Annotated in this window: 13 protein-coding genes; 1 reads left to right on the top strand and 12 read right to left on the bottom strand. The window is 37.7% G+C overall.

All coding sequences use genetic code 11. The annotated features are described in order from the left end of the window. Positions 1-219 precede the first annotated feature (219 nt). The 7 genes from B1B04_RS17565 to B1B04_RS17535 form a co-directional block, all read right to left on the bottom strand. Positions 220-1,134: an SGNH/GDSL hydrolase family protein gene (locus B1B04_RS17565; RefSeq protein WP_079562700.1), complete on the bottom strand. Its 915-nt coding sequence runs from the start codon at positions 1,132-1,134 to the stop codon at positions 220-222. A gap of 30 nt (positions 1,135-1,164) precedes the next feature. Next, positions 1,165-2,394 (bottom strand): aminopeptidase, encoded by a 1,230-nt coding sequence (locus B1B04_RS17560; protein WP_079562699.1) that lies wholly within the window; start codon positions 2,392-2,394, stop codon positions 1,165-1,167. Between the two features lies 1 nt (position 2,395). Continuing rightward, the gene (locus B1B04_RS17555; protein ID WP_079562698.1) at positions 2,396-3,544 is read right to left on the bottom strand and encodes a DEAD/DEAH box helicase; all 1,149 of its coding nucleotides are present in this window, start codon (positions 3,542-3,544) and stop codon (positions 2,396-2,398) included. Between the two features lie 261 nt (positions 3,545-3,805). Continuing rightward, the gene (cuyB, locus tag B1B04_RS17550) at positions 3,806-4,507 is read right to left on the bottom strand and encodes a cysteate racemase (RefSeq protein ID WP_079562697.1); all 702 of its coding nucleotides are present in this window, start codon (positions 4,505-4,507) and stop codon (positions 3,806-3,808) included. Next, positions 4,507-5,736 (bottom strand): carboxylate--amine ligase, encoded by a 1,230-nt coding sequence (locus B1B04_RS17545; RefSeq protein WP_079562696.1) that lies wholly within the window; start codon positions 5,734-5,736, stop codon positions 4,507-4,509. Before B1B04_RS17545 ends, cuyB begins: the two co-directional genes overlap by 1 nt. A 194-nt stretch (positions 5,737-5,930) precedes the next feature. Beyond that, the gene (locus tag B1B04_RS17540; RefSeq protein ID WP_079562695.1) at positions 5,931-6,917 is read right to left on the bottom strand and encodes a C39 family peptidase; all 987 of its coding nucleotides are present in this window, start codon (positions 6,915-6,917) and stop codon (positions 5,931-5,933) included. Between the two features lie 302 nt (positions 6,918-7,219). Further along, positions 7,220-8,722 (bottom strand): class I adenylate-forming enzyme family protein, encoded by a 1,503-nt coding sequence (locus tag B1B04_RS17535; protein WP_079562694.1) that lies wholly within the window; start codon positions 8,720-8,722, stop codon positions 7,220-7,222. A gap of 439 nt (positions 8,723-9,161) precedes the next feature. On the opposite strand from B1B04_RS17535, the gene B1B04_RS17530 reads away from it, so the two are divergent. Then, positions 9,162-9,758: a metallophosphoesterase family protein gene (locus tag B1B04_RS17530; RefSeq protein ID WP_079562732.1), complete on the top strand. Its 597-nt coding sequence runs from the start codon at positions 9,162-9,164 to the stop codon at positions 9,756-9,758. A 110-nt stretch (positions 9,759-9,868) separates the two neighbouring features. Here B1B04_RS17530 and B1B04_RS17525 read toward each other — a convergent pair whose 3' ends face one another. The 5 genes from B1B04_RS17525 to B1B04_RS17505 form a co-directional block, all read right to left on the bottom strand. Next, on the bottom strand, positions 9,869-10,450 hold the full coding sequence (locus B1B04_RS17525) for a DUF305 domain-containing protein (RefSeq protein WP_079562693.1): 582 nt from the start codon (positions 10,448-10,450) through the stop codon (positions 9,869-9,871). Between the two features lie 104 nt (positions 10,451-10,554). Continuing rightward, complete coding sequence (locus tag B1B04_RS17520; protein WP_079562692.1) at positions 10,555-10,728, bottom strand: cysteine-rich CWC family protein; 174 nt, start codon at positions 10,726-10,728, stop codon at positions 10,555-10,557. A 134-nt stretch (positions 10,729-10,862) separates the two neighbouring features. Continuing rightward, on the bottom strand, positions 10,863-11,060 hold the full coding sequence (locus tag B1B04_RS17515) for a gamma-type small acid-soluble spore protein (protein ID WP_079562691.1): 198 nt from the start codon (positions 11,058-11,060) through the stop codon (positions 10,863-10,865). Positions 11,061-11,075: 15 nt separating this feature from the next. Continuing rightward, a complete protein-coding gene (locus B1B04_RS17510) occupies positions 11,076-11,285 on the bottom strand; it encodes a hypothetical protein (RefSeq protein WP_079562690.1) in 210 nt (69 codons plus the stop codon). Positions 11,286-11,329: 44 nt separating this feature from the next. After that, positions 11,330-11,563 (bottom strand): hypothetical protein, encoded by a 234-nt coding sequence (locus tag B1B04_RS17505; RefSeq protein WP_079562689.1) that lies wholly within the window; start codon positions 11,561-11,563, stop codon positions 11,330-11,332. Position 11,564: the final 1 nt, after the last annotated feature.

Genomic DNA, 11,564 nt, shown 5'->3' with positions numbered 1-11,564 from the left:
CTATCTATTTCATTTTATCATGGCTGTTGGATTGTTTGTTTTTCCTTTTATTAGTTTGAAAATTATAATAGGGCCCTCATCATAACTTAGGGTTCTGACGTGTCAGGGTGTATCCATCGTTTCGGGCTGTATCGGTCACTTCGATGATTCTTTCCGTCGCCTATATTTTGATAGATCTTCAACATAAAAAAGAGCATCCTTATCGAATGCCCTGTTACATTAAAAATTTTCTTTAGCTCTTACCTTCTCCATAAAAGCAGCATATCCTTTAAAACTTGGGAGGGCACGCGCTGTAGGAGTTGTTTTTTCTTTTTCCTCTCGTTTCTGCTCTGCCTTCACCAGTTGTTCTAAAATCTGGTCAAATGAAATAGGGTTGAGCTTTGGCAATTCGTTTGAAGAAATGGCTAGAGCTTTACTTCCACTATATTCATGTAAAAATGCATTTGCCATTTGGCGATAGCCTTCAAAATTAGGATGTACATCAGAGATATTGGGTAAAAAGTTTCTAGCGTTTAACCCAAAAGCATCATATATGTCTACATAAGCTGCTCCAGCATGCTCTGCCTGTTGCTGTAAAATCTTATTTAGCTTAACGAGCTGTGCATTTGTTCCTTCTTTTTGCGAAGGGTGAACATTTGGATAAGCAAAATAATAGCCCATTACATAAATTTTTGCTTTAGGTGCTCGCTCTTTTAACCCTTCTAAAATCTTCTCCATATTTTTTCTGGCAATGTTTAATGCATAATCGATTTGTAGCTGTGAAAAGGCTAATGTACCGGCAGTTGGATTAACTTGCACTAGCCGCAGTAAATCATTGGCGCCTGCCGAAACAGTAATAAGTGTTGCATTTGCTAATAAGTCACTTGCTTCCTCTGATTTTACTCGTTTCAAAACGTCGGCTGTTGTATAGCCTGGAAAAGCGAGCTCCTTCGTATAGAAGCTCAATTGTCCAGTCATTCCTAATTTCATGGCGATTAAATCACTGTAGCCTGTATCAATCTGTTGATAAGGTGTTTGACCAGCCGCCAAGGAATCTCCAATTGACAGGTAGTTTTCGGTCTGAGCTAAAGCAGATGAAATACTAAATACCATCGTGAGTATAACTGTACCAATTATGGTTAGTAATCGTTTCATCTGCTCAACTCCCTTCTTTAAATCAAGAGCCTAAAATGCCCAGCTACCTTTGCGGAAAATTGGCTCTACAGTTCCGTCTGGTAAAATACCGTCGATGTCCATCTCACCGCTGCCAATCATAAAGTCCTCATGTGTTACTGAAATATTTGCACCTAATGCTTCAAGCTGCCCTTTTTCTAAATCTCTTCCACCCTCTAAGCAAGTTGGATAAGCTTCGCCAATCGCTAAATGGTTCGATGCATTTTCATCAAACAATGTACTAAAATATAAAATCTCTGATGCTGAAATTGGTGATTCATGCGGTACAAGCGCTACCTCACCTAAATAGCAAGAGCCTTCATCTACATTAATAAGCTCCTGTAATAAATCATGCCCTACCTGTGCTTCAGCATTAACAATTTTTCCTTCTTCAAATGTTAGCTTAAATCCATCGATAATATTCCCTTGATAAACTAATGGTTTTGTATTACTGACATAGCCATTAACACCTTGTTTCATCGGTAACGTATAAACCTCTTCTGTCGGCATATTAGCAATAAAGATCGTATCATCTGGCGTTTTACCACCTCCAGTAATCCATTTATGCTGTGGCGCTAAGGCAATTGTTAAATCCGTACCTGGCGCTGTATAGTGAAGCTTCGCATATTTTTTACTGTTCAGTAGGGTCGCACGAGATTCTAAATTTGTTACATGTTCATTCCAGTTTTCAACAGCATCGCCTTCACCGATACGAACAGTTTTAAAAATAGCCTCCCATAATGCTGGTACTTGCTCCTCAGCAGCTAAGTTCGGGAATACCTTCGAAGCCCACTTTAGTGAAGGGACGGCAACGATCGACCAGGCGATTAAATCTTTCATTATTGCGTTGCGATAATTTTTCAGAGCAGCTCCTGATACTTTTTGATGGGTAGCTAGACGATCTGCTGAAATACCTGCTAATTTATCAGGGTTTGCAGCATCAATCCATAATAGTGCTCCTTTACGTTCGATCACCTCATCACGCATTTTAACTACCCATTCTGGGAAACGATTAAATTCTTCATCTGAGGCATTCTCAAAATAAGCTCGATCCATTTCATCATCTGAAAAATTAACATGAACACGTCCTGCCCCAGCTTTATAAGCCTCTTTCACGACTAAACGGGCGAAATCCAATGCATCGACTGATGTATTGATTAATAAATATTGCCCTTGTTGAATATTAACACCGACTTTTACCGCAAGTTCTGCATATGCTTGTAATTTTTCTTCAAATGTCATATTATTTACCTCGCTTTTGTCCAATTGTTTTTGAATTGCCCTCCATTAGCTTGCCTTCATGCCAAATTTTTTGCACAGGTTTTCCAGAGATTTCTCTAGTCCATTTTTTATACGTTTTTTCATCACGATATGATAATAATGTTAATACTTCGCCATCTGCTCCAGCACGACCTGTACGGCCAGAACGATGTAAGTACTGCTCAATTGTTCTTGGAACATCGACATGAATAACATGTGTTAAACCTGCAATATCTAAACCACGTGCAGCAATATCAGTAGCAATTAAAACACGCGCTTCTCCTTTACGGAATGCATCTAATGTCTTTTTACGTTCTTCTTTTTTCATGTCAGAGTGTAATGTCACAATCGGTGCCGCACGGTATTGTAATTTCGTTTCCTTCATTAGCAATTGATCTATATTGTTGACGAAAGCTAGTGCACGTAATCCTTCAGTATGTGATAGTCGACGTAGGAAATCAGTTTTATCTCGCTCCTCTACTTTCACGAAAGAGTGTACAACTTTACCAACCTTCAACATATCTTCAGGTTTAATTTTGAAGCGTACTGGCTCGAACATCATGCGACTAGCTACTAATTCAATTTCCTCCGTAATTGTTGCTGAAACAACAACTACTTGTCGTCCATATGCTGAACCTTCGATAAAGGATTTTACGACAACGCGATATTCACGACTAAGTAACTGATCACATTCATCTAAAATAACTGTTTCTATTTCTTTTAGCTTTAATTTTCCAGCACGTGCTAATTCATTTAATCGGCCTGGTGTTCCTACAACGATCGTCGGTTTTTTCTTTAACTTTTCGATTTGACGTGCAGAGTTTGCACCACCAATTAGTTGCTGAACCGAAATATCAGAACCTGCTGTCCATTCACGGATAACCTCTACAATTTGCATTGCTAGCTCCTGTGATGGGGCTACGATAAGTCCTTGTGTTTGTTTTTTTGAACCGTTTACTTTATTTAGTAAAGGAAGTACATATGCTAACGTCTTCCCCGATCCTGTCGGCGATTCAGCTACAATATCCTTGCCCTCAAGCATTGCTGGAATCATTTCTTCTTGAATTTTCATCGGTTCTTCAAATTTCCATTTTGCTTGTAAATCTTCATTTAATAAATTTATTACTGACATGTAATTTCCCACCTTCTATCTACTTGACACTAGTTTAACACACTAATCATTTTCCTACTTCATATGTACATAAACCAATTTATAAACTCACCTAACGAATTTTGAGATGGGCGTCTTCTTGCACAATAATGCGAAAAAAATCTGCCCGATTCATCCACGGGAATTGTAAGCCTACAAGCCCTCATAGACACCGGAGTTTCTTTGAAGGTTTACAGCTTACCCGCGTAGAGCGAGCAGATTTTTATTTGGTTGATTCAATTGTTAATCTACTATTTCATAGCCGCATGCTTCTATAGCACGCTCTGCTAAAACAATTAATGAGTCGATATAGGTGTCACTTAATTTTAAATCTCGATTGACGACAGATAATTCTGTACATCCTAATACGATACGATCACAATTAAGTGCAAGCATTGCCTCTTCTATCGGTTGCCAATCCTCTTGAGAGACATCTTTCCCAGCCTTTACATAATCATAAATAATAGACATGACTTTTTCTTTCATCACATCGTCTGGGACAACTGGTGTTATGCCAAATTCCTCTAACGCATCTTGATACATACGTGAAGTCAATGTACCTGTTGTCGCTAAAATACCTACACGCTCAGCCCCTAAATCAGAGGCACGCTTTGCTGTTTCCTTTATCATATGTAATACAGGGACTGGAGAACCTTCAACAATCTCATCGTAAAAGGTATGTGCTGTATTACATGGAATAGCAATTATATCTGCCCCAACAGAAGCAAGCTTTTTAGCATCTGCGACTATTACTGGTACAGGATTTTCCTTTGTATCATCTAAAATAAAGGCAGTACGATCAGGGATATTCGTATCATTATCAATGATTGTATGTAAATGCTCCTGATCCTTCGATGCCTTCGTACGTCTTACAATCATTTCACCGATAAACATCGTTGCTAGTGGACCTACGCCACCTATTATACCTAAAGTTTGTTTTTTCATTAGTTTGACAGACCTTTGTTGTTAAAATATTTCTTATATTGGCGATAAAAACTTAAATTATCGAGCGTTATATTCAACCAACGCTTCGCATTCATATCCTTATAATTAAAGATGGAATCCGTAGCCATTCCTTGGCGAATAAGGCTCTTCGCTTCAATTACTAGCTGTTCATTTTGTACATATTTAAAGAGTACACCATTTGGCACAATCGTCCAAAGATGCTTATTCTGAACATAAGTTAGCTGTTGCTTACTTCCTCGGATAAAATCATCCGCAACATATTGCATTAAATTATAGCCACTTGCTGTCACATAATAATTAGAAAGTTCATTATGTAATTCAATACTTAATAACTTATATTGACCGTCGCGTTCATCATACTTCATATCAAACGTGGCAAAGCCTTGGAATCGAATCTCCTCTAGAAACAATTTGACGCGTTCCATTAAGTCTTGATCATATGCTGTCATTATGGCTACATAGCGACCAATCCCCTCTGGAGAATGCTCTTCTAAAATCGGGTTACCTACAGAAAGCAACTTTACCTTATTATCTTGCCCAACATAAGCATTTACGACACACATATGAGCATCTTCGCCTGGAATATATTGCTGTACCATTATGTCATCTCGGTATGCAGATTCCTTATAAATGGCGTGGAAAATAGCATCCTTTTCGTCGTTATCTTTCGCAATATACACTTTTTTCTTACCTGGAAAAATACATGCAGCATACTTTGTCATATTCAGCGGTTTAATGACTACTGGATATTCAAAAGGGATGTCAAGTTCCTCATAGTCATTGACAGTGCAAACATGCATTGCCGGATAGTGAAAGCCGAACTTTGCACAAAGTTCATACATACTCTCACGTGTTAATAACTCTTGCGCAAGGTTTGCATCCACATAAGGAACTACAAAATACTCTGCTAGCTCCTCTTTATGTTGTACAATTTTTTTTACGTAAAATTCATCGCAGGCTAATAAAAGCAATTTTTTACCTGTAAATTCCTCTGCAATTGCCTTTAACGCCACGACAAAACGATCTTCAATATGGAGTCTTGGAACTTCACGAAATGTTAATAAATCACTGTGCTGTATTTTCTCCATATTCGTATGATTTAATGCAAGTGGTTTAACGCCATAGGACTCGTAAAATGCTCTCGCCATGCCATAAGCATTCATTTCATCTCCTAATAAAACCGGTAAAAAAGCGTGCTCAATGACCATTCTGCTCAACTCACTTTAGTTTTTTAGGCCTATCACCATAATGTGGGGTTGATTTCCGTTCTGGCTACCAGCCTCCACCCCAATCAACTTATATAAATGGACTTTTTAACGAATGTCATCCTTATTACTTGGTGATGAGTCTTTTTTATAAGTGTAACATACTTTCCTTGTACTCCTTATACCTCTTCTTTGAATCATTTATGAACGGCTACAGCATGTTTACCTAACTCTCTATAGCTTTTAAAAAACTGATCCACATTATACGTGACAAAGCCTTTTAATGGGTCCATGACAACTACTTTATCACCTAAATGCCCAGTTAAAACAACAGCATGTAAGTTCATATACGCTTCATGCGGCAATGTTTCACCTTCATATACCCAGCCCTTTTCTGAATTTTCCTCCGGCTTTGATAAATCCAATGTAACCCATGTCACAACAGGGACTCCATCTCGAACAAGCTGTAAAATCTCATCCTGCGAGGCATTGCTCTTATTTGTCACTCGTAAATCTGCCTGTTTATCCGCTATGACTGCTTCTGCTGCTTTGACAATCGGAGCTGCAAAGACATACATTCCATGTGTTTTATCACGAGGATTGCCTGCAAAAGCCTGCTCTGGATTTGGACCAAATCGCTGTCCGTTGACAGTGCTTATTGTTTGCTTTGGTAAATAGTGATCAGCCATTTCCAGCTTCGTAACATCCAGCCCATAATAATTTAATACAGCTGTTAATGATGTTATTTCACATCCATGTGGTAGTTCCGGATTTTGCATAACAACTGGTACATCTAGCTCCTGCTCGTCTCTTGAAAAATGTGTTTGCAATCGATAATACGGCTTTGTCGCATCATATGTAAAATGTTCGATTGTCGTATAACCATCGTTTTTCGTACTATTTTCAAGTGTAGTTGCAGCTATCGCATATTGCTGCCCCTCTTTAAGTTTCGAAAATTTCGCTTCGCCCTCTTCAGAGCCAACTGCATCCTCCACTACCTCACCTGTCTTTACATCTGTAGCAGTGATATAAAGGTTAGGTATCGGTGCACCACTATTAAACTCTACCGTTAACACAGTTAATCCATTGTTTTGCGTTTCCTGCTGAGAAAACGAATTGCAACTCGAAAGTAGCATGATGATCATAATACCTATTAGTAAAAGGCGTTTATACCTCGTCCACAAGACAAATTCCGCTCCTATCTTGTTTGAAGACAATAACTTCAACTCTATTATATTTCAATTTGTCGTAGACTCTATTATACGCTAATTTCATAGACGTTCCTATTTTAACCTCTTTCAGCAAAGTGTTTTTTGGAGCGAAAGCGAAGCGTCAGCTACAGATTTTTTTGGAATGAAAGACTGCCACTGGCCTAAAACCTCTATCGAAAGTTACGGAATTAGGCCGAGACATCATTGATCTTCATTCACACTTTACCGATAAAGGTATTATTGGCTTTGCTACTTTCGGGTTTCACTTTACACGCTTAGTTTATGGTGCTGCTTACGCTTGGTCGTAATGTATGCTTCAAAACCTTACCAGAAGCATTGCGCGGCAGTTCAGTTAAAAATTCAATTTCATGTGGCACTTTATATTTTGCAAGCTGCGTCCGACAATAAGCCAATATCGCCTCTTCATCGGAAGACTCCCCTTCCTTCAATACGACAAACGCTTTCGGAACTTCGCCATACACTTCATGTGGTAAACCTACAACGGCTGCCTCTAAAATTTCTGGCAGTTGATATAAAACCTCTTCTATCTCGATAGGATAAATATTTTCGCCACCTCGAATGATCATATCCTTTTTACGATCTACAATATAGAGATAACCTTCCTCATCAAAACGCCCTAAATCTCCTGAATAGAGCCAGCTATCTTTAATTGTTCTAGCTGTTTCTTCAGGATTACGTAAATAGCCTTTCATTACCTGGGGTCCTTTGATACATATTTCTCCTACCTCACCCGTTGGTACAGTTTCACCAAAGCTATCAACAACACGGACTTCTGTTTGTGCTAAAGGTTTTCCTACCGAACCAATTTTCGTCAAGGCATCGGCATCTAAAAGGGAAGAGGTCGCAGGCGAATTTTCAGTTTGTCCATACAGGTTTTGTACTTTCACATTAGGAAAAGTCTCTTTCACTTGCTTAACAAGTTCATAAGGCATCGGTGCCGCCCCGTAACATAATAAACGTAAATTTTTAAATGTATGTTCCTTAAAATTAGGTGTGTTTAAAATTATTGTATACATTGATGGAACACCAAAGAAAATTGTCGCAGCTGTAGCAGCAAGCTGTTCTAATGTATTTGACGAAGAAAACGCCTCTTCTATAAAAATCGTACCGCCTTTATAAAACATCGGCATCGCAAATACATGAAGACCTGCACAATGAAATAAAGGCGTACAAATAAACATGCGATCCTCATTGCTCATATCCATTGATGACGACCATATATCCGCAGTTGAAACAATATTTTGATGAGTTAGCATTACTCCTTTTGGTTTTCCCGTCGTGCCAGAAGTATACATAACAACAGCAGTATCATGAGGCTCCAATTTGATATCTTTTCTTTGACCTGAATTGTTTTTAATAATGTCTTTCATTTCATTGAGCCCTACAATATGTTGAAATGGATTCGCAATCGTTGTGAGTACATCCTCTAACCTTTCATCATAAATAAGTCCTTTAGCTTCAGAATGATTAAAAATATATTCGACCTCTGGAGCTGCTAATTTTGTATTAATGGGCATGACAACGTAACCCGCTAACTGAACACCGATATAAGCAATTAAAAATAAATCTGAATTGAGCGTGTATAATGCAATTACATCATCTTTTTCAAAGCCTTGCTCTTGTAAGTACGCTGCAAATTTTTCTGCACTTTTATAAAATTCACTATAGGATAGCTCTGTCCCATCGTATATCGTCGCAATCCTTTTTGGTTGTTGCATAGCATAGTTTTGTAAAATGTCTGTCATTAACATCGTCATCATAAGCCCCCCAAATCTTTAATTCATTTCCCTCTTACCGTACAAAATCGCCATAAATTAAATAACACTAAGAAAATTCAGAAAATTACAATTATATTTTATCAATCTATGAAAAGGTTGGCAATTTTTCTTCCCATAAAAAAGTTGAGATTCTGAGTGAAAGCCCTGAGGGCCCCAATTGGGAACTGAAATTAACTCCGCGTTATAGTGATGAACGAAAATATGACGAATATGTAACTAAATATACATAAACATTTTACTTTTCTATCAATTTCTGTTAGGTGTATGATATTTGTATAATGATTAGCTTCTTTCAGCAAATGTTTTATGTACCGAAAGCAAAGCGACAGGTACAAATGTTTTATGTACCAAAAGCAAAGCGACAGGTACAGGTGCTTTGACACCCGCTGAAAAAAGTTTTAAGAAAGGCCTGATTAAAATGCTGTACGCACTTTTAGGAGATTTACATTCTAATATAGAAGATACGAAGGCAGTTCTAGCCCATATTCAACACACTGCGAAAGATGCAAAAGTATTGGGATTAGGTGATTTATACGAATGTACTGTAAGTAAGAAAAAAGCACAAACAATGTCGGGTTTACCGCTTCAAAAAGCTGCAATAGTGGAAAATGATTTTGAAAGTTTGCTAACGTTCCCCTCTATTCGTGGCAATCAAGAGGAGCGAATTACGCGCGTAACTGGCATCGAACGTTTTAAAGAGCTACCTGAAACAATGGAGATTGATGGTGCTACGCTTATGCATGGCCATCAATTTCAATGGAGTGTGACGTGGCAACCAACATTTCCGCCATTCAAAAAATCGCTCCTTTTCTTCGGACATAGTCATGAATCAGGTCTTTATCATCGCAATAAAAAGTTACGTATTCGTATTCGCTTTGGCGAACCAATCGCATTACAAGAAAAGCAGTATGGCATCAATGTTGGATCAGTTGTCGATCACCGTGAGTGGTGTCTCTACGATAGTCATAAACGAACAGTAACATTTATGTGCGCTCCATCTGTTGAGAATGATTAATTTTTTAAATCCTAGGTAAGCCTTACTCTGTAGTTTCGCTAATATACATAGCACTCACAAAAAACGCTAAAGTCGGCTTCGACCCTAGCGTTTTTTAGCTCCATGCTCAACTAGCAATTTTCGCAATCCTTTAAAGCATCCAGTAATTTTTCCATTTCACAAATACGATCGCACATAGTTTTAATCATATTTTGAAGAATCGGTATTAATTCCTGGCAAATACAGAACCTTAAAACATTTTGTGCTAGTCGAACGCCTCCTTGATGATGAACAATCATTTCTCGAAGAAAGTTTATATTAATATTATTAGATACTGGTGGTAAACTCATTGCTTGGAACATAGCCCCGGTAATTTCTTTGTATGCACACATATATTCATACAATTCACATTCCGAATTTTGTACGATACAGCACCTATTTTGTATCGCTTCCAGGCATTCAACAATTTCTGTACTAGTTGCTATTATTTCTAATGCGAGATTTTGCACAAATATATTAGTGGTATATCGTAAAACATTTTCCGACATTCTAATTGCAGCTACTTGATGCGGTAATATTTGCTTAATAAAATTTTCTGAAATACTGCAGGTAATTGTCACATAGGTCATACCCTGCATCATTTTATTGAGGATTCTTTCGTATTCCTCTAAATATGCCTTTGTTACATTACTAAGTACAATTGGTTTAGTCATTAGACACACTCCTTTCAGAGTAATATATGTCCGATAGGTTGTTGTGCGGTAGACAATTGTACCAAATGACCTTTATTGTTTCGTAACAGCAGTTGAAGTTATTTTTAATCATCTTTTTTATATGTATCCAAGCATTTTTGACAAATACATCGCTCTTTAGGTACCGCTTCAAAAATTTCTTTAGGAAAACTTTCTGTCATACACCAGCAATCCTTTTGCCCCTTTACTATCCCACAATGATTTTCTTGCCCACATAACGGACAACGTTTTTCCTTCATTCGTCCACCTCCTTACATGTGCTTATATTTTATAATATAGCGAGATGTTAGTCAGTGAATTTTCTTCATTTCAATCGAGCTTTACGGCATAAATAAGAGAGGAGTACTTCATTTCATACTCCCCCCATAATAATTTATTGGTTTTTCCCATGAATCTCTTGCTTTACTTCTTCAACATCTGTATCACTATATTTTCTCGTACCAACCCCACCGCTTTGGGCTAGCAGTTTTTTCACTTCATTGTAAGATAAACCACTTTCCGCATTTTGTCTTTTTACTTCATTAATATCCGTTCCAGCAGAAGTAAACTGAGTTTCGTTATGATCAGTCATGAAAATCCCTACCTTCTATAATTCATCTGGCTGCAATTCGATCAATTCATCGCCTTCTCGTTCTACTTTTTTATTGAGCTCCTTAACCGGTATAGCATCAACCGTTTGCATATCTTCGTGTAAATCGAAAATACTTATATTATCAGATTCCACCATGTCTGGCTTGTTCTTGCTTGCTAAGTTCATAAACACCTTTTTTTCATGTGGTAAGTTTTCTATGTCCATCATTGCTCACTCCTTTACTAATAGAATGTGCAGTGTTGAACAAATCATGTACCTTTCGTTTTCGAGCTTTTATCGATGCGATGATATTCAGATATTTGAATGACCCGAACATATCTTGTATGCAGCTCATGATACATCCCTCTACTGTCTGTAAAGGATATATATTGATCTCGTTCGCTTCGAACTAATGCCTCTGCTTTTTCTTGTGATTCTATATGGATAAATCTCCTTACATAATGCATTTCATCAAAAAAATAAGTAATTTTAAATTCTTTCATA

Origin of the sequence: Lysinibacillus sp. KCTC 33748, from assembly GCF_002237755.1 — a bacterium.
Lineage (GTDB): Bacteria > Bacillota > Bacilli > Bacillales_A > Planococcaceae > Lysinibacillus.
The sequence above is the reverse complement of the archived record's forward strand: the minus strand, read 5'-3'. Positions and strand labels throughout refer to the sequence as shown.

What these genes read in the sequence shown, in the direction of transcription:
- B1B04_RS17565 (WP_079562700.1), bottom strand. Translation starts at nt 1,134, where the DNA reads ATGAAACGATTACTAACCATAATTGGTACAGTTATACTCACGATGGTA.
- B1B04_RS17560 (WP_079562699.1), bottom strand. Translation starts at nt 2,394, where the DNA reads ATGACATTTGAAGAAAAATTACAAGCATATGCAGAACTTGCGGTAAAA.
- B1B04_RS17555 (WP_079562698.1), bottom strand. Translation starts at nt 3,544, where the DNA reads ATGTCAGTAATAAATTTATTAAATGAAGATTTACAAGCAAAATGGAAA.
- cuyB (WP_079562697.1), bottom strand. Translation starts at nt 4,507, where the DNA reads ATGAAAAAACAAACTTTAGGTATAATAGGTGGCGTAGGTCCACTAGCA.
- B1B04_RS17545 (WP_079562696.1), bottom strand. Translation starts at nt 5,736, where the DNA reads ATGGTCATTGAGCACGCTTTTTTACCGGTTTTATTAGGAGATGAAATG.
- B1B04_RS17535 (WP_079562694.1), bottom strand. Translation starts at nt 8,722, where the DNA reads ATGACGATGTTAATGACAGACATTTTACAAAACTATGCTATGCAACAA.
- B1B04_RS17530 (WP_079562732.1), top strand. Translation starts at nt 9,162, where the DNA reads ATGCTGTACGCACTTTTAGGAGATTTACATTCTAATATAGAAGATACG.
- B1B04_RS17525 (WP_079562693.1), bottom strand. Translation starts at nt 10,450, where the DNA reads ATGACTAAACCAATTGTACTTAGTAATGTAACAAAGGCATATTTAGAG.
- B1B04_RS17520 (WP_079562692.1), bottom strand. Translation starts at nt 10,728, where the DNA reads ATGAAGGAAAAACGTTGTCCGTTATGTGGGCAAGAAAATCATTGTGGG.
- B1B04_RS17515 (WP_079562691.1), bottom strand. Translation starts at nt 11,060, where the DNA reads ATGACTGATCATAACGAAACTCAGTTTACTTCTGCTGGAACGGATATT.
- B1B04_RS17510 (WP_079562690.1), bottom strand. Translation starts at nt 11,285, where the DNA reads ATGGACATAGAAAACTTACCACATGAAAAAAAGGTGTTTATGAACTTA.
- B1B04_RS17505 (WP_079562689.1), bottom strand. Translation starts at nt 11,563, where the DNA reads ATGAAAGAATTTAAAATTACTTATTTTTTTGATGAAATGCATTATGTA.